At 61.4% G+C, this 20,446-nt stretch carries 16 protein-coding genes; 11 read left to right on the top strand and 5 right to left on the bottom strand.

Annotation, left to right across the window (positions count from 1 at the left end; all coding sequences use genetic code 11):
- The first annotated feature begins 3 nt into the window (after positions 1-3).
- Both PverR02_RS19730 and PverR02_RS19725 read left to right on the top strand, forming a co-directional pair.
- Positions 4-363 (top strand): acyl-CoA dehydrogenase, encoded by a 360-nt coding sequence (locus PverR02_RS19730; protein ID WP_046382885.1) that lies wholly within the window; start codon positions 4-6, stop codon positions 361-363.
- Positions 363-1,763, top strand: a complete 1,401-nt coding sequence (locus tag PverR02_RS19725; protein ID WP_079444205.1) for an LLM class flavin-dependent oxidoreductase — start codon at positions 363-365, stop codon at positions 1,761-1,763. The genes PverR02_RS19730 and PverR02_RS19725 overlap by 1 nt, the downstream gene beginning before the upstream one ends.
- 71 nt (positions 1,764-1,834) lie before the next feature.
- Here PverR02_RS19725 and PverR02_RS19720 read toward each other — a convergent pair whose 3' ends face one another.
- Complete coding sequence (locus tag PverR02_RS19720; protein WP_057004436.1) at positions 1,835-2,734, bottom strand: hypothetical protein; 900 nt, start codon at positions 2,732-2,734, stop codon at positions 1,835-1,837.
- A gap of 380 nt (positions 2,735-3,114) precedes the next feature.
- Between PverR02_RS19720 and PverR02_RS19715 the strand changes: the two genes are divergently transcribed.
- The 7 genes from PverR02_RS19715 to PverR02_RS19685 are packed head-to-tail and all read left to right on the top strand — an operon-like array spanning position 3,115 to position 10,264.
- On the top strand, positions 3,115-4,026 hold the full coding sequence (locus tag PverR02_RS19715; RefSeq protein ID WP_079444204.1) for an AMP-binding protein: 912 nt from the start codon (positions 3,115-3,117) through the stop codon (positions 4,024-4,026).
- Positions 4,023-4,793 carry an ABC transporter ATP-binding protein gene (locus PverR02_RS19710; protein ID WP_079444203.1) on the top strand — a complete coding sequence of 257 codons (771 nt, stop codon included), beginning with the start codon at positions 4,023-4,025 and terminating at the stop codon, positions 4,791-4,793. Before PverR02_RS19715 ends, PverR02_RS19710 begins: the two co-directional genes overlap by 4 nt.
- Positions 4,793-5,674: a branched-chain amino acid ABC transporter permease gene (locus PverR02_RS19705; protein WP_079444202.1), complete on the top strand. Its 882-nt coding sequence runs from the start codon at positions 4,793-4,795 to the stop codon at positions 5,672-5,674. Before PverR02_RS19710 ends, PverR02_RS19705 begins: the two co-directional genes overlap by 1 nt.
- 4 nt (positions 5,675-5,678) lie before the next feature.
- Complete coding sequence (locus tag PverR02_RS19700; protein WP_079444201.1) at positions 5,679-6,728, top strand: branched-chain amino acid ABC transporter permease; 1,050 nt, start codon at positions 5,679-5,681, stop codon at positions 6,726-6,728.
- A gap of 17 nt (positions 6,729-6,745) precedes the next feature.
- Positions 6,746-8,086 (top strand): ABC transporter substrate-binding protein, encoded by a 1,341-nt coding sequence (locus tag PverR02_RS19695; RefSeq protein WP_046382892.1) that lies wholly within the window; start codon positions 6,746-6,748, stop codon positions 8,084-8,086.
- Between the two features lie 3 nt (positions 8,087-8,089).
- A complete protein-coding gene (locus PverR02_RS19690; protein ID WP_079444200.1) occupies positions 8,090-8,857 on the top strand; it encodes an ABC transporter ATP-binding protein in 768 nt (255 codons plus the stop codon).
- Positions 8,858-8,869: 12 nt separating this feature from the next.
- Positions 8,870-10,264 carry an FAD/NAD(P)-binding protein gene (locus PverR02_RS19685; RefSeq protein ID WP_079444199.1) on the top strand — a complete coding sequence of 465 codons (1,395 nt, stop codon included), beginning with the start codon at positions 8,870-8,872 and terminating at the stop codon, positions 10,262-10,264.
- Positions 10,265-10,286: 22 nt separating this feature from the next.
- On the opposite strand, the gene PverR02_RS19680 is transcribed toward PverR02_RS19685, so the two are convergent.
- From PverR02_RS19680 to PverR02_RS19665, 4 genes are read right to left on the bottom strand one after another with little or no spacing between them, the layout of a single operon-like run.
- Positions 10,287-11,540 (bottom strand): efflux RND transporter periplasmic adaptor subunit, encoded by a 1,254-nt coding sequence (locus PverR02_RS19680; RefSeq protein ID WP_079444198.1) that lies wholly within the window; start codon positions 11,538-11,540, stop codon positions 10,287-10,289.
- On the bottom strand, positions 11,530-13,011 hold the full coding sequence (locus tag PverR02_RS19675; RefSeq protein WP_046382896.1) for a TolC family protein: 1,482 nt from the start codon (positions 13,009-13,011) through the stop codon (positions 11,530-11,532). The genes PverR02_RS19680 and PverR02_RS19675 overlap by 11 nt, the downstream gene beginning before the upstream one ends.
- A complete protein-coding gene (locus PverR02_RS19670) occupies positions 13,004-14,203 on the bottom strand; it encodes an ABC transporter permease (RefSeq protein WP_079444197.1) in 1,200 nt (399 codons plus the stop codon). The genes PverR02_RS19675 and PverR02_RS19670 overlap by 8 nt, the downstream gene beginning before the upstream one ends.
- Positions 14,200-14,907: an ABC transporter ATP-binding protein gene (locus tag PverR02_RS19665; protein ID WP_079444196.1), complete on the bottom strand. Its 708-nt coding sequence runs from the start codon at positions 14,905-14,907 to the stop codon at positions 14,200-14,202. Before PverR02_RS19665 ends, PverR02_RS19670 begins: the two co-directional genes overlap by 4 nt.
- Positions 14,908-15,263: 356 nt before the next feature.
- Here PverR02_RS19665 and PverR02_RS19660 point away from each other — a divergent pair, with 356 nt between their 5' ends.
- Together PverR02_RS19660 and PverR02_RS19655 are read left to right on the top strand one after the other, a co-directional pair.
- A complete protein-coding gene (locus PverR02_RS19660) occupies positions 15,264-16,016 on the top strand; it encodes a TetR/AcrR family transcriptional regulator (protein WP_017848076.1) in 753 nt (250 codons plus the stop codon).
- Positions 16,017-16,470: 454 nt separating this feature from the next.
- Positions 16,471-20,367 carry a hypothetical protein gene (locus PverR02_RS19655; protein WP_227778679.1) on the top strand — a complete coding sequence of 1,299 codons (3,897 nt, stop codon included), beginning with the start codon at positions 16,471-16,473 and terminating at the stop codon, positions 20,365-20,367.
- The last annotated feature ends 79 nt before the right edge of the window (positions 20,368-20,446 follow it).

The following is a 20,446-nucleotide window of genomic DNA, read 5'->3' as shown; positions in this document are numbered from 1 at the left end:
CCCATGAATGCACTGACCCAACCCACCGCGCTCGACCAGGCTCGCCAATTGCTGGAGAGCACCCGACGTGTGCTGCAAAAAAGTGATGACCCTTACGTAATCAGCCGCTTCGGCGACTGGCAGATCCGCGTGGAGGTGGCCGCCGCCTTGCTGGAATACGCCGAAACCCACCCAACGCCTGTCGCCGCCACCGAAGCGCAGATCGCCGCCGCCGAAGCCTTGCTGTTCGCCAGCGCCGCCGAATTCGAACTGACCGGCCAGCGCAGCGCGTTGCCGTCGCCCCTCGAAGAGCCGTTGCGCTGGAAGTACCAGCTTGTCGGCAACTACCACCTCAACGGTGTCGCCCCCGGGAGGACTGCTTGATGTCCCGTGAAATCCGCTTGAATGCCTTCGACATGAATTGCGTCGGCCACCAATCCCCCGGCCTGTGGGCACACCCGCGTGATCGCTCGTGGCAGTACAAGGACCTGGAGTACTGGACCGACCTGGCGAAAATCCTCGAGCGCGGCAAGTTCGACGGCCTGTTTATCGCCGATGTGCTGGGCATCTACGACGTGTACAACGGCAATGGCGACGCGGCGATCCGCCAGGCCACTCAAGTGCCGGTCAACGACCCGCTGTCGCTGATCGCGCCGATGGCGCTGGTCACTGAACACCTGGGTTTTGGCCTGACCGCGTCGTTGTCCTTCGAACACCCGTATCCGTTCGCTCGACGCCTTTCCACGCTCGACCACCTGACCAAAGGCCGTGTCGGCTGGAACATCGTCACCTCTTACCTGGAAAGCGGCGCCAAGAACCTCGGCCAGAACGCCCAGACCGAACACGATGCGCGCTACGACTACGCCGAGGAATACCTGGAGGTTTGCTACAAACTCTGGGAAGGCAGCTGGGAAGAGGGCGCCGTGCTGCGTGACCGCGAGCGGCGGATTTTCAGTGACCCGAGCAAGATCCACGAGATCCGCCACGTCGGCAAACACTTCCAGGTGCCCGGCATCCACCTGTGCGAGCCGTCGCCGCAACGCACGCCGTTGCTGTACCAGGCGGGGGCGTCCAGCCGTGGCAAGCAGTTCGCTGCCGAGCAGGCCGAGTGCGTGTTTGTCGCCGCACCGTCCAAGACGCTGCTGAAAAACACCGTCGCCGACATTCGTCGCCGCGCGGCTGAGGCCGGGCGTGATCCGCGCAAGATCCTGATCTTCAACCTGCAGACGGTGATCGTCGGCGAGACCGACGCGAAGGCCAAGGCCAAGTTCGACGAGTACAAATCCTACGTCAGCTACGAAGGCGCCATGGCGCTGATCTCCGGCTGGACCGGCATCGATTTCAGCCAGTTCAAGCCCGACGAACCGCTCAAGCATGTGCATACCAATGCGATTCAGTCGGCGGTGGAAGCCTTCTCCACGGCGGACCCGAGCAAGGTCTGGACGCCCAAGGAACTGGCCGACTGGGTCGGTATCGGCGGCTTTGGCCCGCTGTTTGTCGGCAGCCCGGAGACGGTCGCGGACTTGTTGCAGGAGTGGGTGGAAGACACCGATGTGGACGGCTTCAACCTGGCCTATGCGCTGACCCACGAAACCTTTATCGACGCGGTGGAACTGCTGGTGCCGGAGTTGCAGAAGCGTGGCGTGTACAAGAAGGAATACGCCCAGGGCACGTTGCGCGAGAAGTTGTTTGGTGAAGGTGCAAGGTTGCCCGAGTCCCACCCAGGCAGCGGTTATCGCGTATTGGCAAATGTGCAGAAAGATAGAGCTGCTGCGCGTGCCTGATTCAACCGAGCGAAAGGGCCCTCGGGTGTTGCGCATGACACGCAACACCCGAGGGAAGATGACAAATACGTTTATTGTTCCAGGTTGAAGCTTCCATTGTCAGCTCTTAAAACGAGTTGGCTGCCATCGCCAAGTTCGGCGGTGCCGACAAAGTTGAATGTTCCAGAAAGTTTGCCTTTAATTGCCTCGAAATCTGGAATTGAATTGAATGTGACCGTACCGCTTTCAGCGCTCCAAACGAAACCTTCAAGGATATGGAAGAAAAACAGACGGACCTGTTTGCTTTCAGGACTAAAGCTGTAGGTGCCGCGTGAAAGGCCTTCGGCTATGTTGATGGATAATACATAGTCCTTAAAGTCGGGTTTCGACGTGAACTGTCGTGACCAGGCCTGTAGATAGGCAGGGAAACTACCCGTCTCTCCTCTTTTATTAAACCCTGTCTCATTAGACTCATAGCGCTCATTAATCGACTCGCTGAGGTTACACGCCACCAAACCGCTGGCTCTGGCTTTCTTGTCCTCGGTAAATCCCTGGAGTTTCATCTCGCCCTGGGTAAGAGAGACTGTTTTTGAACCGCTTTGTGCTGCAAATTCGAAGGTTGACTCCACTGTCTGCAGGGTGCTGTTCAGCGTGACCGTCACACTTCCGCTGATGGCGGTGTAAGGGCGAAATGACGAGGAAGTTGCTTTTGTCCATGACGCATTGGCTTTCCCCTGCGCACCATGGTCGTCAACGATTGCGTAGGTTTTTTTTACAACGTCACCCTCGTTAGGCAACCACAGCGAAATATATTGATATTGACCAAGATGGTCTTCATCGCTTGCGCCTGAGATATACCATCTGTTTGTTTGTTCATCCAGATAGAAATAGAAGCGTGTGCCCTCGAAACTGTTAAAGTCCTCGTCGTCATTCACTATTGCACTGGCTGTGCCTGAAGTGGCTTTTGGCTTGGTTTTATTCGAGCTGCTCATAAGCGGCTCTCCTTTGTTGTGACGTGGGTTCGGCTTGAGTCTATTAAGCGGGCAACACAATATCTACTGTCAAAAATGACAGGTATAACGTGATCGTTTCTAATAGCGAAAGTGGTTATTCGGAACACATGTTTGAATGCCGGTGACTTATCAATTCCGACCCCGCTCGGCAGGGTGTTCGCTGTTGCTCCAGCAACAGCGAAGAAGCACTTTGTGCTGTGTCAGCTTCATAACTGTTGATGAACGCCTGGGTTATGCGGCGTTTTATATCGGCATGGTTCCTGCTTAGTCTTTATATCAACGCTATCGACTTTCCGTTCAATCCTCATTCAGCCAGCGGACCACCGCACGCTTACCCACCCAATAGGAGCATCACCCCTATGAGCGTGCATGTACTCAAACCTCCGCCGGCTCTGGAATGGCCGGCCGAGTTGCTCGGTCAGTTGCCCACGGCCCTGGAACAACTGCGCCATTGGGCACAGATCACGCCGCTGCACACCGCCCTGCGCCACAAGCGCCAGGGCCAGTGGTACGTCTGGCGCTGGATCGATGTGTTGCGCGATGTCGAGCGCCTGGCCGATGGCTTGCGTCAGCACGGGTTCAGCGAACAATCGCAACTGGCGCTCAGCGGGGCTTTCGAGCCCAACCTGTTATTGCTGGCGCTGGCCGCCCAATCGGTCGGTGGCCAGGTACTGACCCTGGCCGATGACTTGGAGCCCGAGGCGCTGCGCCAACAACTCTGGCGCATTCGCCCGAGCCATTCCTACGTGCAGGGGCGTCAGCAGCAGCGGCACTGGCAGTCGGCCAACCTGGTGGATTTCGCCCAAGTGCTTGGTGCGACCGACCCGGCCCGGCACCTCAGCCGCTGGTGGCAGCCGGCCGGCGAGAGCGTGCTGTGGAGCGAGGAGGGCACTCACTGGCAAGGCGGCCTGGCGGTACTGCTGGCGCAATGGCTGAACAGCGGTCACGGTCTGGCCTTCCCGGAAAGCCTGGCATCGGCCCGGCGTGATCGCGGCGAAGCCGCACCCACCGGCTTGCTGTTGTCACCCGCGCGCCTGCAGCACTTGGCCGACGACATCGAAAGCCGCCTGGCGCCCCACGGCACCTGGCGCCGACGCCTGTGTGAGTGGGCCATCGCCCAGCCGCACAGCGGCCTGCGCCGTCTGCTGAAAAACCGCGTGCGTAAACTGCTGGGCTTTCAACGCCTGGCCTCTATCTGGCAGCCACCCAGCACGGGCAAGTCCGTTGTCGAGCCGGTGTGGCTGGCTGAATTCAAACGGGACATCGCATGAGCCAAGCCATTCTCCAGGTGCGGGATATCTCGCTGTCGTTCAAAGGGGTCAAGGCGATCAACGCGCTGTCCTTCGATGTCCAGCGCGGCGAAATCTGCGCGCTGATCGGCCCCAACGGCGCCGGCAAGAGTTCGCTGCTCAATGTGCTCAACGGCGTGTATCGCTTCGATGCCGGCGAGATCGTGTTCGAGCAGCAGCACTTCCACCGTATCGACCCCTTGGGCGCCGCGCGTCGCGGCATTGGGCGGACCTTCCAGAACAACGCGCTGTTCAAAAAGATGAGCGTGCTCGACAACATCCTCACCGGCCTGTCGCGGCATATGGGCACCCGCTTTATCGAACAGGCCCTCGGTTTGCCCCGCGCACGGCGCGAGGCCGAGGCGTTCCGCCGGCGTGCCCAGGGCATTCTCGAGTTTCTTGAGTTGCAGGCCCACCGTGATGTGGCGGTCGGCAACTTGTCCTACGGCCTGCAGAAACGCGTGGAACTGGGCCGGGCGCTGATCGCCGGGCCCAGCCTGCTCCTGCTGGATGAGCCCATGGCCGGGATGAACGCCGAGGAGAAACAGGAAATGGCGCGCTTTGTCGCCGATGTGAACCGCGACCTCGGCACCACCGTGGTGTTGATCGAACACGACATGGGCGTGGTCATGGGCCTGTCCGACCATGTGGTGGTGCTCGACTACGGGCGCAAGGTCGGCGACGGCACTCCCGCGCAAGTGCAGGCCAACCCCGACGTGATCGCGGCGTACCTGGGAGTGGTCCACTGATGACGTTCTTTTTTGAAACCCTGCTCGGCGGCCTGCTCGCCGGCACCCTGTACTCGCTGGTCGCCATCGGCTTCGTGCTGATCTACAAGGCCAGCGGCGTGTTCAATTTCGCCCAGGGCTCGATGCTGCTGTTTGCCGCCCTGACCTTCGTCAGCCTGCACGAGCAGGGCGTGCCGTTTGCCCTGGCGCTGTTGCTGACGGTGGTGGTGATGATCGTCGGCGCCTTGCTCATCGAACGCCTGGTTCTGCGCCCGCTGGTGAACCGTTCGCAGATCACCCTGTTCATGGCCACCCTGGGCTTGTCGTTCATTGTCGAGGGCCTGGCCCAGGGCTTGATGGGCTCGCAGGTGCGTGCGCTGGACTTGGGCATCGACGACGTGCCGCTGTTCGTCGGGCCGCTGATGCTCAGCCAGTTCGACCTGATCGCCGCCGCAGCCGCCGTGGTGCTGGTGACGGTGCTGGCGCTGCTGTTCAACAAGACCCGCATCGGCGTGTCGTTGCGCGCCGTGGCGGATGACACCACGGCGGCGCTGTCCATCGGCATCAACCTCAACCGTATCTGGCAGATCGTCTGGGCGGTGGCCGGGACCGTCGGGCTGGTGGCCGGGCTGCTGTGGGGCGCGCGTCAGGGCGTGCAGTTTTCATTGTCGCTGGTGGTGCTCAAGGCCTTGCCGGTGTTGATCATCGGCGGCTTTACCTCGATTGGCGGGGCGATTGTCGGCGGGCTGATTGTCGGCGCGGCGGAGAACCTTGCCGAGGTGTATATCGGCCCACTGCTCGGCGGCGGCATCACGCCGTGGTTCGCCTACGCCCTGGCCCTGGCCTTCCTGTATATCCGCCCCGCCGGCCTGTTCGGCGAGCGTGCCATCGAGCGAGTCTGAAACCATGTCGATCCCTGTTGTGCAAGAAACCGCGCCATTGCGGCTGATTCAGCGGCGTGTGCCTTGGGGCCTGCTCGGCCTGTTGGCGCTGGCGTTTGTCGTGGTGCCGCTGTGGGGCAATGATTATTGGCTCAATGCGATCCTGATCCCGTTCCTGGTGCTGTCCCTGGCCGGGCTGGGCCTGAACCTGTTGACCGGCTACACCGGGCAGACCTCGGTGGGCGCGGCCGGCTTCATGGCGGTCGGTGCGTTTGCCACCTACGGCTTTCTGCTGCGCCTGCCGGCGCTGGGCTTGCCGGTGGCGTTGCTCGGCGGCGGCATTATCAGCGCGCTGGTCGGTTTGCTGTTCGGCCTGCCCAGCTCGCGGATCAAGGGCTTCTACCTGATGGTCACCACCCTGGCCGCGCAGTTTTTCCTCGAGTGGCTGTTCGTCAAATTCCCCTGGTTCTACAACTACGGCTCGTCCGGCACCATCTCCGCGCCGAAGCTGGCGTTGTTCGGTTATGACCTCAACACGCCGCTGGGCCGCTACTGGCTGACGTTGCTGACCGTGCTGCTGTTGACCTGGACCGCCGTCAACCTGGTGCGCAGCCAGGTGGGGCGCAACTGGATGGCGATCCGCGACATGGACACCGCCGCCGCCGTGGTCGGCATCCCGGTGGTGCGCTACAAGCGCCTGGCGTTTGCGGTCAGCTCGTTCTACCTGGGCATCGCCGGCGCGCTGTGGGCCTTCGCCTACCTGGGCACGGCCAGCGCGAGCAGCTTCGATATCAATCGCTCGTTCCAGGTTCTGTTCATCATCATTATCGGTGGCATGGGCAGCATCGCCGGCAACTTCGTCGGCGCGGCGTTTATCAGCTTGCTGCCGATCTTCCTCAGCCATGCCGGGCAGGCGCTGTTCGGCGGTTCGGTGGATGCGGGGCAATTGCAGAACCTGCAGAAAATCATCTTTGGCGTGCTGATCATCGTGTTCCTGATCAAGGAACCCGAGGGCTTGATTCGCCTGTTGCACAACCTTCGCGATCGGCTGCGTCAGTGGCCCCTACGGTTTTGACCTCTATGAGAACTCCCATGCGTGCATCCTTGAAACGTTCCCTGGCCGGCGCCGCCTTCGCGCTGGCCACCCTGGCCGCTGCAGTGCCCCAGGCCGTGGCTTCGGCCGACCAGCAGTTCTTTCCGTTGGCCACCTACCGCGTCGGCGCCTATGCCTCCAGCGGTGTGCAAGTGTGGGCCGGGATGATCGACTACCTGCGTTATATCAACGAGGTCGAAGGTGGCATCAATGGCGTAAAACTGGTGTGGCAGGAATGCGAGACCGAATGGACGGCAGAGAAGGGCATCGAGTGCTACGAGCGCTTCAAGAACGGCCTGGATGGCGCGCCGGTCGCGGTCTACCAGCCTAATGGCGCACCGGCGGCCTACGCCCTGAGCGAGCGCGCCGAGGTGGACAAGATCCCGTTGATCACCCTCGGTTACGGCCGCACCGAAGCCACCGACGGCACCGTGTTCCCGTACAACTTCCCGGTGATGCTGACCTTCTACAGCGAGGCGTCGAGCCTGGTGAACTATATCGCCCAGCGCGAAGGCGGTTTCGACAAACTCAAGGGCAAAAAGATCGCCACGGTCTACCACGACTCGGCCTACGGTCGCGAAACCCTCGGCCCGCTGAAGCTGCTCGCCGAGCAGTACGGCTTCGAGAATATCCAGATTCCGGTGGCCGACCCGGGCAACGAACAGTCCGCGCAATGGCGCCAGGTGCGCCAGGCCAACCCGGACTGGGTGTTCCTGCGCACGTGGGGCGTGTCCACGCCGGTCGCGGTGAAAACCGCGGCACGCTTTGGCTTCCCGGTCGACCATATCATCGGCGATATCTGGGCCAGTTCCAGCGAAGACGTATTGCCTGCCGGCACTGCTGCCAAAGGCTACCTGGCGCTCACCCCATACCCGGCCGGCGCCGATTTCGAGATCCACAAGCGCCTCAAGCAATACGTCCTCGACAAGGGCCACAGCGACCTCAAGGACCTGAAAAACTTCGGCAGCGTCTACTACAACTCAGGCCTGGTGAACGCCGCCGTGGCGGTGGAAGCGATCCGCACCGCCCAGGCCAAATTCGGCCAGCGCCCGCTCAATGGCGAAGAAGGCCGCTGGGGCCTGGAGCACCTGAATATCGACGACGCGCGCCTCAAGGCCATGGGCTACCTGGGCCTGATGCAGAACCTCAAGTTGTCGTGCCGTGACCACGAAGGCGGCGGCTCGGCGCGGGTGCAGCAGTGGGACGGCGCCAACTGGACGCTGGTCAGCGACTGGATTGCCGCCGACCGCGCGCTGTTGCGCCCGCTGATCGACGAAAAGTCCGCCGCGTTCGCCAAGGAAAAAGGCCTGACGCCACGCACCTGCACCGGAGATGAATAAACCATGAGCCTACCTGCCAGTGAATCCGCACACGCCGCGCTCCTGACGGTCAACGACATCGAAGTGATCTACGATGGCGCGATCCTCGCCGTGGCCGGGGTGTCGCTGAGCGTGCCCAAGGGCGCGATCGTCGCCCTGCTCGGCGCCAATGGCGCCGGCAAGAGCACCACGCTCAAGGCGATCTCCGGGCTGGTGCGCGCCGAGCGTGCCGAAGTCAGCCGTGGCGTGATCGAATACGCCGGCCACGACCTGGCCGGCGTCGACCCCAGCCAACGGGTGCGCCAGGGCATGGTGCATGTACTCGAAGGTCGCCATGTGTTCGGCCAGCTCACGGTGGAAGACAACCTGCGCAGCGGCGGCTTCGTGCGTCGCCTGAGCCGCCGGGCCATGGAGGCCGATCTGGAACGCATCTACGCCTGGTTCCCCAGGCTCAAGACCAAGCGTCACACCCGCGCCGGCCTCACCTCCGGCGGCGAGCAGCAGATGGTCGCCATCGGCCGGGCGTTGATGACCCGTCCTACTTTGGTACTGCTCGACGAGCCGTCCATGGGTTTGGCGCCTATGATCGTGCAGGAGATATTCGAGATCGTCGCGCAGCTCAACCGCGAGCAGCAGGTGAGCTTCCTGATCGCCGAGCAGAACATCAACGTCGCGCTCAACTATGCGTCCCAGGGCTACGTGCTGGATACTGGCCGCGTGGTCTTGAGCGGCAGCGCCGCTGAACTGTTGGCGCGGGGCGATTTGCATGACATCTATCTGGGTAAACAGTAAAGGCGAACAGGCATGACTGAATCCATCCGCAACGCCGATGTCCTGATCATCGGCGGCGGCCTGAGCGGTACGATGCTGGCCGTGCAACTGCTGCGCCTGCCCGGCTCGCGGCAGATCCTGGTGATCGAACCGCGCGCCGAACTTGGTCGCGGCGAAGCCTACAGTGCGGTCGAGCTGGGCCATACCTTGAACGGCAATGCGGCGCGCATGAGTGTCGACCCGGACAACGCCGACGACCTGACCCAATGGCTCACCGACTACATCGGCGCCGGCGGCTGGCCGGAGTCGGACCAGCAGCATGTGCCGATCAGCGAGCTGTTCCCGCCGCGCGGGATGTTCGGGTTGTACGCGCAGCAACGCTTGGCCGAGGCCAAGGCGCTGTCGACGTCTACCGTCGAGCATGTCCGCGCCGAAGTGGTCGACTTGCAAGTGGACCCCGCCTCGACGCTGCTGACCCTGGATAACGGCCAGCAACTGCGCGGCGCCCAGGCGGTGTTGGCGACCGGCATGTTCCCTGCGGCGCGCACGCCGCAGACCGAATCCAGCGGTTTGAACGCCGCCGCAGTCGACCCGTGGGACGTGCAGGCCATGAGCCAACTCGACCCGCGCGCGACGGTGTTGATCATCGGTTCCGGGCTGACCATGGTCGATGCCGTGGTGTCCCTGGAACAGGCTGGGCACCGGGGCCCGATCGAGGTGTTCTCGCGCCACGGCCTGCTGCCCCATGTGCGTCGACAGCCACCGGGCTGGGACGATTTTCTCGCCGCCGACCACCGCCTGCGCAGCCCTCGGCAGTTGCTGCGCGAGGTGCGTCGGCAGTGTCGCATCGCGACGGCGCAGGGCATCGATTGGCAGGCGCCGCTGGACACCGTGCGCGCGCATATCGGCCGTTTGTGGAGCCAGGCCAGCGAGCGCGAGAAGCGCCAGTTCGTGAGGCATGTGCGGCCGTGGTGGGAAAGTCATCACCACCGTTCGCCGCCGCTGAGTGCGCAGTTGGTGGCGCGTCTGCATGAGGAAGGGCGCCTGCGCATTCGCGCGGCGTCGTTCAAGGGCTTGGTGCCTGCGGTCAACGGCGTGAGCATCCGCTTGCGTTACCGTGGCGAGCAAGCGATCACCCAGGTTGCGGGCGCGGCACTGATCAATTCCAGCGGCATCGAATACGACTGGCGCCGCGTAGCCCGGCCGTTGCCCCAGCAGTTGCTCAAGCGCGGGTTGATCCAGCCTGGGCCGCTGGCGCTGGGGATCGCAGCGGATGCCTCGGGGGCGGTGCTGGATGCCCAGGGCCAGGCCAGCCGGCGCTTGTTCGCCATGGGCCCGCCGCTGCGCGGGATGTGGTGGGAGAGCACGGCAGTGACCGATGTGGCGCTTCAGGCCAAGGCGCTGGCGTTGAAGCTGACTATGATCTAAAGGTGGGAGGGGGCAACTTCCTCTACCTAGGGGTCTTCACAAAACCGGGTTTTAGGCCAAATACCTCGACGCCCTGCGGCGTCGATTGCCCGGTGGTCACGGTCACGCGTTCCACCGGCTGGTCCATCGTCGGCCGATATTCGACGGTCATGTCCGGCTGGATCGCCTGGCTCGGAATCACGATCGCCTGCGCGTTGTTGTAAGTGACGATGGTCAGTCGCGCACTCATCCCCAGCCGTACCCGCTGCAATTGCTGCGGGGTCAGCCTGGGGATCGACAGGGTTACCGGGAACTGCGCGCTGCCCTGGGTATCGCCGGCAATCGCCAAGCCGCTGACCACACTCACCGAGCCGCTCAACCGTTCGCCGTCGAAGCCATCGCCCATCACTTCCACCGCCTGGCCCTGGTGCAGTTGGTTGATGTCCAGCTCGGAGACCCTGGCGACGATTTTCAGCCGTTCGATATTGGCCAGACCGAACAACACCTGGCCCTGGCTGACCTTGCTGCCGGCCTGCACCGGGGCGTTGGTGTTGCCCGCGCCTGCTGCCGCGTTGCTGCTTCCGGGGGCGGGCACCACGATGCCGGAGAAGGGCGCCTTGACCTCCTTGTCTTCGAGCTGTCGGTAGAGCGCGTCGTACTTCACCGTGGCATTGGTCAGCTCCATCTCGGCGATCTGTCGGTATTCGCCCTTGCCTTGCTCCAGTGCCTGTTGCAGTTCATCGCGTGCGGCGATCAGGTCCAGTTGCTGCTGCTGGGTCTGTTGCTTGAGGTCGTCCAGTTCGTTGCGCGGGATGATGCCGCGCTGAAACAGGTTTTCACTTTCGGTGAGTTTGCGCTGGGTGTTGTCGGCGCTCATTTGCGCGGTGCGCAGGCTGCGGCGTGCACGGCTGACGGTGGGGCTGCTGTCCCAGTCTTGCATTTCCTGCACGGTGCGCCGGGCCTTGAGTTGCGCGGAGAGTGCATCGCGCAGTTGCACTTCGAGCAGGGCCGGGTCCATGCGCAGCAACACTTGCCCGGCGTCGACGCGTTGGCCTTGTTCCACCAGGTTGGCCTGCACATTGCCGTCGAACGGCGCGGTGAGGGTGAGGGTGGTGTCGGGCTCGATCTTGCCCACCAGGCCGATCTGATGCACCAGCGCGCCAGGCGTCACCGCCAGCCACTGTTCGGTCGGGAGGATCGGGTCGGCGGCGCTGCGATGGCTTTGCACCGCAACGCCGGCGGCCGCCAGCAGCACGATCAATCCAGCCGCCAGCAGGCGTTTTTGGTTAGTAGTCATTGAGGGCGATTTCCCAGCTTTCCAGCGTCATGCCCAGGGTCAGATCGAGCTGGGTCTGGGCGTTCAAGTAAGCGATCAGCGCATTGAGCTGCGTGTTTTCGGCGTTGCGCAGGTCGGTCTCGAAACTCAGCACCTGGAAGTTGGTGGAGCGCCCGGCGCTGAGTTTTTCGCGTTCGATCTCGATCTTGCGCCGCGACAATTCCACGGCGCGTTGGGAGATTTCGTACTGGCGCCAGCGCGTGCCGAGGTCGCGCACCACGTTGTTCACGCTGCGTTCCAGCTCCTGGCGGGCGTCGGTGATGCGGATGGCCTGATCCTCCACATTCACCCGCGCGCGCACTTCGGCCTGGCGCGTGCTGATGTCGCCGATGGGGATTTGCACCTGCACCCCGGCGTAGCTGTCCCAACTGCGGTTGTTGCCGCTGCCGGTGTCGTTGTCGTAGTTGTTGCGTATCTGGTTCGCCCCGGCCACCAGGTCCACTTGCCAGCGCCCGGAGTCTTTGGCGATCACCAGGTTGAGGTCGGCCTGCTGGCTGCCGAGCAGGGTGGCGAGGTACTCCGGTTGCTGGTTCTGCGCCAGGTTGAAGGCCTCGCGTTTGTCGATCTGCATGGGCTTGGCCTCCAGGGCTTCGGTAGCGCGGATCGGCGTCGACAGGTCGAGGGCCAGCAGGCGCAGCAAGGCCAGGCGGCTGGTGTCGAGTTGGTTCTGCGCTTCTTCCACGCCCAGTTGCTGGGTGGCGATATCGGCTTCGGTCTGCACGATCTCGAACTCGGCCATGCGCCCGGCGCTGATCAGCGCCTTGTTGACTTCCAGCAAGGTGTTGGCGCGTTTCAGCGCGTCCTGGACGATGCTCAGTTGCTCCTGGGCGCGCAGCAACTCGCGGTAGGTGGCGATGATCTGGCTGATGGTTTGTGCCACGGTGGCCTTGAGGTTCAGGCGGTTGGCCTGCTCCGACAGGCGCGACAGGCGCAACGGCGCGGTGGTTGCGTCCCAGCCGGCGCCGCGCATCAGCGGTTGGATGAGCGCCAGGTCGAGGCCGTCGCTGCGGTAGCGACCGGCCCGGTTGGCGTTATTCAGTTGCTGGGTCCAGGCCATGCTCAGGCGCGTGCCGTACTCGCCCAGCAGGCTGGTGGCAGGGGCCACGTTGGTATTGCGTGCATTGTCGGCGGAGCCGCGGGAGCTGCGGTAATAGCTGTTGAGGGTGAGCTTGGGGTTGAACACGTCTTCGGCCACGCGCAGGTCGAATTTCTGCGCGACCCGCTGCAGGTAGGCGCTGCGAATCGCCGGATTGTTGCGCAGGCCCAGGTACACCGCGTCGCCCAGGGTGATGGCGGTGACCTGGGCATTCAGCGAGACGCCGCGATCGTAGCCACTGCGCGTGGTGCTGGGCGCCGTGGGCCGGATCAGCATATCGGCGGCGACACTCGGCAGGCTGATCAGCGCCAGGAGCAGCAGCAGGCGTTTATTCATCGCGCAACGCCTCCACCGGCTGCAACCGTGAGGCCGAGACCGCCGGGTAAATGCCGAAGAACAACCCCACCAGCAAGGTGCTGCCCACCCCCAGGGGCAGGGCGGCGACCGCCAGGGCGAAGGCCCAGCCCGACAGCCAGGCGTAGAGCCACGCGGCGGTCATGCCGAGCACCGCGCCGCACAGCGCGCCGACGGCGGTGAGGGTGATGGCTTCGAGCAGGAACAGGTTGCGGATATCCCGCTGGCGTGCGCCGAGGGCCATGCGAATGCCGATCTCGCGGCGGCGTTCGGAGACGTTCATCAGCATCACGTTCATCACCCCGACACCGCCGCCCACCAGCGAGATCGCGCCCAAGGCCAGCAGCAGGTAGGCGAAGGTGCGGCTCTGCCGGGTCATGCCGTCGATCATTTGCTGGGGCACCGTGATGTCGACGCTGTGCTCGGTCAATTGGCGTTGCAGCGCGGCGGCGGCGTCCCGGGCGATGCGTTCCATGTCCTGGCCCGGCGCGGCGCGGATGATCACGTTGCCGATTTGCGGGCTGGCGTAGATGCGGCGCATGCCGTCGGCGGGAATGAACAGCGATTCGTTGGCCTGCACCGGCATCAGCATCGCCCGGGGCTGGTGGTGCAGGATGCCGACCACCTGGAACAGGTAGTCGTTGATACGCACGCGGTCGCCCAGCTTTAACGGCGCGCCGGGGGCGCCAAGGGCCTGGGCGATCTGGTCGCCGATCACGCCGTAGGTTTCGTTGGCATCGAACGCCGACAGGAAGCGCCCCTCGCGCAGCGCCAGGCGCAGAGCCGCGGGGATATCCGCTGTGCTGCCGACGAAGTTGGCGTTGACGCTGCGGCCCTGGAACACGATGGGGCCGCTGAACAGGCTCAGCGCGCCGATGTGCGCGATCCCGGGCACGGCCTGGCGCACGGCGTCGAGGTCGAGGCGGGCACGCATCGGTACGCTGCTGTCGGCTTTGGGCGGAAACTGCGCGACCAGGGTGTCGGTGCCCATGTCCTTGAAAATCAGCGCGGCATCCACCGCCGCGTTATGCCCGATATTGATCAGCGCCACCACCGACGAACTGCCGATCACGATGCCCAGCAGCGCGAGGATCGAGCGCTTGCCCAGGGTGCGCAGGCTGACGAACGCTTCATGCAGCAATTGGCTCAGGCTCTGCTCGACCCGCAGGCTCATGGGCGCCCGGCCTCATGCACCACGCCGTTGCGCACCAGGATCTTGCGCTCCAGGCGTTCGGCGATGTGCGCGTCGTGGGTGACGATGATCAGCGTGACCTGCTGCTCGCGGTTCAGCGCCAGGAGCAGGTCCATGATGTCCTGGGCGGTGCTGCTGTCGAGGTTGCCGGTGGGTTCGTCGGCCAGGATGACCGAGGGCTTGCCCACCAGCGCCCGCGCAATCGCCACACGTTGGCGCTGGCCGCCGGAGAGGGCGGCGGGGCGATGGTGCGCGCGCTCGGCCAGGCCGACTTGTTCGAGCATGCGCAGGGCCTGCTCCACCGACTCGTGGCGCGACACGCCGCGATAACTCAGGGGCAGGGCGACATTGTCCAATGCACTGAGGCGCGGCAGCAGGTTGAAACTCTGGAACACGAAGCCGATCTGCTGGTTGCGGATCGCCGCCAGTTCATCCGGGCTGGCGCTGAAAATGTCGTGGCCGGCAAAGCGGTACTGGCCGCAGTTGGGCAGGTCCAGCAGGCCGAGGATGTTGAGCAGGGTACTTTTGCCGGAGCCGGAGGCGCCGAGGATGCCGCAGCTGTCACCGCGGGCGATGGACAGGCACACATCATTGAGGATGGACAGGTGCTGTCCGGCGAGCTGATAGCGTTTGCCGATGCCTTGCAGGGAGATCAAGCCTGGGTGCGCGGGGGTATCTGTCATCATGACTACGCCTGCAGTCTCGACGCTGCCGTGCTGCCCCGGTAAAAATTTGTAACAAGTTCGGGAGCTGCCTGGGACACGTCACGGACTGGTTTGATTTCTTGTTTTTAAAATATTCTTTGAATACTAACCGCGTTCAACCGGCTCCGCCAGCCATCGTTGTAGAGGGTTTTTACCCTTTGAAATAAATGCACCGGGGGCAAAACCCACCGCGCAAAAATCCTTTGGTCAGCCTCGACGGGCCCGTCTGCCAAGGCTTGCGCTGATATGGCGCAGTGTCACTACTTGCTTTCGAGCGGTGGCCCCGGTATAAAAAATCAAATTTATTTTTAAAACAATATTTCCCGCGTGGAACTTTTATGGTCGTGAAGAAAGTCAGTTCTCCAAACGTTACCAAGACTCGATTGCTGGATGCGACAGAGGCTCTCTTCATCAAATACGGGTATGACGCTGTTTTGTTGCGGCAGATTACCGAGCGTGCCCAGGTGAACCTGGCTGCGGTGAACTATCACTTCGGGGACAAGGATGCCCTGATGAAAACCCTGCTGATGCAGCGCCTGGAGCCGCTCAACGAGCAGCGCCTGGAACTGCTGGCACGCTGCGAAGCCGAATCTGACGGCCCCCTCGATTGCGACACGCTGCTCGGCGTGCTGTTCGCCCCGGCCATGGGCCTGGAGCGCAGCGACCCGGCGAGTGGGGAAGGGCGTTCGTTCATTCGTTTCCTGGGGCGGGTCTACAGCGACACCTCGCCGTTTATCCAGGAATACCTCAAGGTCCATTACCAGCCGGTGTTCCAGCGCTTCTTCGAAGCCTTCGCCCTGGCCTTGCCGGACTTGCCGCGCAACGAACTGGGGGTACGCCTGCAATTTGCCCTCAAGGCGATTTCCGGTGTGATGGCCGGCACCGAACTGCGCCTGCTGATGAACTCCATGAGCCTGGGCCGCCCGGCCACGGATGCCGAAGTAATGGCCAAGTTGATCACGCTGGTCTCGGCGGCGATTCGCGTGCCGCAGCAAAGCCCCGAGGCGCAAGTGGCGTTGGCCAAGGTGCTCGATACCCAGCGCGCCATTCGCGAGCAAGCGTCCGCGCCCGCCGGCAAGGTAGCGCGCTAGCTCGAATCCGGGGCAAAAAAAAGCCCGCTGGGGCGGCGGGCTTGATGTGCAACGTTTGTAACGGATGAGGCTTTACCCTACGTCCCGCGATGTGAATAAGTCGTGAAAAATATGTAGGAAAAGGTTTGCGAATAAAAAATTTGTGATCCGCGCGTGTTCCGTTGCCGTACCGTTTGTCGCTACTGTCAAAACTAACAGGCCGCGCATGGCATCAACGAACGCAAGTGCCGCTTCACGCGGTTTTGATGTTTTCGTCGTCGGTGACCGATTGGCCGTTGCGCGGCGCAGTCGTGCAGGTGCCCTTGCCGATATCGGCAGGTGTTCTACTGACTGCCGGGCTTCCGAATAGGCAGACTCACTGCCATCCGTCTGAACTGTAATTTCTAACAGGTACCCGCGTTGCTAAAAGCGGCGTTTGATTTCACCTGATGCGTACCCGCTTAGGAGAATGATCATGCCAACCAAATCTGCCGGTTCGAAAAAAGCCGTCGTAACAAAGTCGACGGAAGAAAAAACCAGTACGACGAATTCCAAGCAGGCGGCGACCAACAAACCGTCTGCTTCAGCACCGCCTGTCGCAAGTGCGACAAAGACAGCCGCCAAAAATAAACATTCCCCACGAACACCCGTACCGCCACCGGTTTTGCAGGACCTTGACTCTCCCTACACATCGCCCGCGCGGGTCATACCCGTCTTAGGGGCCGCCTATGGTATTGGCCGGCGTCATATCCGTGATGGATTGACCTACATTTTCGAGCGCTGGGTTCAGTGCAGTGCAGGTGACGAATATCGAATCTGGATGAATGGAATATTGATGATGCAAGAGAAGGTGACGGCTGCCAACGAAGGCGACCCACGATTTTTTTTGGTCATTCCCAGAAGCAGACTGCTGCTGTTTTTTGTCGAAAATGTCTACGGCGAGGTCATCCGAGTTGGTTCTGGTGTGGAGAGTTCTTCTGTACCTGAAAGAATTCTGATCCTGGACACACTGCCTGGTGGAGAGGGCAACTGTGATGGAACCTATCACCATGGTCTGACCTTTACACTTACCGACACATTTGTTGATGCCGTCGTTGCCGCTCGGGGCGTTGGGGTCACCATCCACGCGTGGGTAAACATGCGGGTCAATGACCTGGTGATGTTCTACTGGGGCGGTTACCGCTATGAACTCCTGCCTATCCGCGCCGACCAAGTCGGGCATGACCTGACGTTTACGATAGAGAGTGAGTTCTTGATGGCTGTCGGTAGCGGCCATTTTGTCGTGCAATTTTATTTGTATGATGAGGTGCTGGATGAGTCCGGCCCGTGCCATCGGTGGGGCAAACCGATCCCCGTCAATGTTGACCTTGATACCACGCTGCTGGATGAGCCGGAGATCGTTGAAGCCGATCACCTGACATTGATTCTGGAAGCCGATGAATTGCATGGCCTTCCGGCTACCGGGTCTGTGTTTATCCGCAGAAATGATCCGAACTTCGTCCGTGGCGATTACCTCATATGGACGGTGGAAGGCACTACGGTGGAGGGGGAGCCTGTTACGTTTGATTTTCGCGTGGAAGTTGTTTTGAGCAGCTACAACGATATTTCAATCCCCAATGCATTTGTCCGCTCATTGATACAGAGCACCCTGAGAATTTCCTACGTCAGGGAAAGAGACATGTTGCGCGCCCGCTCGACTGTCTATACGGTCGCGGGCATCCGCTACACGCTCCCCGCACCCGACGTCACTCAGGCCCACGGGCCATTTGTCGAGCCGGATTTGGGGTTTATCACGGTGGCGATGCCCGACTATGTCCCGCCAGGCAATGCGGGAGATGATCTGCAAGTCAGTATTCAGGCTGAGCGCCTGGATGGCAGCGTGGAGCGCGTGTTCAGTCACCGAGTTGCGGGGACCCATCCCCGGTTCCGGGATTTTGTCAACGCGGAATACGCACGATTTGAAGGGCTGAACCGCACTCGGGTCTATTACCAGGTCACGGGGCCGGCAAGCGTTCGTGAATCGGAACGTCGATACATCCAGGTCGGCCGGCCGCCACGCAGCCTGGTTGCGCCCATTATCCAAGAGGCAGACGCCACCCACAATATTGATCCCGGGGCAGTGGGCAGTGTCGCTACCTTTGAAGCGCGTGCGGAGTTCAGGGCAGGTGACGAAGTCGTCATCAAGTATGTGGGCTCGGTCACCGGGATCACCCTTGTCGACTATCGGCTGGCGGTGAATTCCAATCCACTCTTGGTGGATGTCCCTAGGCAACTGATTGTGGATAATCTGGATGGCACGTTGATTGTCAGTTATACGCGCAGACGGTTTGGCGTCGATGAGCTTTCCGAGGAGACGACTTACACCATCGGGCGGGCATTGGGCGAGTTGTTCTCTCCTGAAGTGCTGGAGGCGACAACGGGGCTGGATGAACTGGATCCGTGGTTGGTGGCGATTAGCGGCGCCACGGTACGCTGCCGCTATGACCAGCCCAAGAACGGCGATCAAGTTGAAGTATGCTGGCTTGGGCTGGCGGGTGCCGGGACGTATTTTGAAGTCAAGCCTGCCAACAGTGGTGACGCTTTTGTCGAGGTAACCATTCCGGTCCCCGTCATTGGCTTCAATATCCATCCTCTGGGGCGTGATATTGACGTGTCGTTTAAGGTGATTCGCAACGGTTTCCCCACGGCTTCACCCGTTCTTACGCTGAACCTGCTGACCCTGAATCACTTACCTGGTGCGAAAATAGATAGCATCGGCAATAGCGCTATTCTTGAAATCCCCAAGCTGGACGACCTCGACAAAACTCGCGTGGCACCTTGGATCTATATCGAGAGGGGACAGCGTATGTGGTTGAAGTACTCCGGAACGCTGAATACCGATGTTCCGTACAAGGAAGAAACCTATGAAGGCCGTGAAGTCTCTGTCGAGGATGTCAGCAACGGCCCCGCGCCCTATACCCCTGTGGGAAGACTACGCAACTTGAAAGAGTGGACGAGCCTGACCATCGAGTTTGGTGTCACGTTCGATCAAAGCAACCACATTGCCAACGCCGTGTGGTTCGACACCCGCCACCATATGGTCCAGACAGAGTCCAACATATTCCCCCATCCGGAAATCAAGTATTCGACCCCGCCGAGTGGGCCCGAAGTGATCATCCACCCCCTGACCGTCGAGAACAAATGCCAGGTGTTGGTGACCTATCCCAATATGAACCAGGGTGGGACAGATCTGATTACCTTGTACTGGCTCCACGCGGACGGCACCGTGACCGAGGTCGGCACAACGTCTGGTCTGGACGGTGGCACGGTAACCTTCAATGTCGATAATAAGTTGGTGGGTGTGAGCATCAACAGCACTGTCCACCTGCAGTACGAGGTGATATTGGGCCGAGGCGGGGACGGATCGTCGCAAGTGCAGACCGTGCATGTCCAGGCCATTCCAGAGAGCAGCTTGCCAAGGGCCTTGATTAACCGTATTGCCCACGGCGGAACCATAAATCCGGCGAACTTGACTGGCGATGCGATACTGACGATGGCCAAATGGGCCTACAGCCAAAAAGATCAAGTTGCCTGGATAAGCCTGTCGGCCCCCGGCGCGGTCACACAAGATTTGCTGGTGGCTCACAGCGTTTCGGAAAATGAAGCCATCAACGGCTTCGCGAATATCAATGTGTTGCGCAGTTGGCTGCTGTCTGTACCGAACAATGGCACGGTCACGGTCCTTGTCTCCATCAACTTCAACAAGCAGGCTGACAAGTCACGAGCGGTACCTTTCCCGTCGACTCAATATCAGATCGTCCATGCAACAGCACTTGTTTTCAATCAGGCCACGGTTTATCTGAACAAGAAGACATACCTGATCGACGGTTCTCCAGATGTACTGCCGGTATTCGGTCCGGGTAATCAGGTGCAGCACCAGGCAACAGGCGGAACACCGCCTTACACGTACCTGACATCGAATGGAAATGTCGCCAATGTCCACAGTACTTCGGGTTTGGTCACGGTGCGCGGGAACGGCAGTGCATCAATTACGGTCCGTGACTCTTCGGTACCCGCACAAGCTCGCAGTTACACCGTGGTTGTCAGTAACATCGTGCGGTGTGTCGGCTTGGGCCGAAACACGCTTGGCGTCATCCGGAACAATGCGAGTGCTGCTGGCGCTCGTTTGCCTACCCTTGATGAAGCCCGTGAACTGCACCAGGCTTATGGAAATCGCTGGCCGATGGGCGTTGCGCTCTATTGGACGTCAACGTACTCGCACAGCTTTTTATTTAGTAATTACTACTATGGCCTGAACATCAATACCGGCGCTGTCCAGGCTGGGAAAGATCATATAATCGGGGACCACTTCAATGGTGTTGGGCTCAGGTAGCGCCAAACACCAAAAAAAGCGGAGTTGCAGAGGCTCGCGGTAAATCGTGAGCTTCTGTTTTTATCTGCTCGAGTGTGCG

The sequence above is a fragment of the Pseudomonas veronii genome (genome assembly GCF_002028325.1).
In the GTDB taxonomy this organism is placed as follows: domain Bacteria; phylum Pseudomonadota; class Gammaproteobacteria; order Pseudomonadales; family Pseudomonadaceae; genus Aquipseudomonas; species Aquipseudomonas veronii.
Note: the sequence above shows the minus strand (reverse complement) of the source record. Positions and strands in the feature narration are given on the sequence as shown.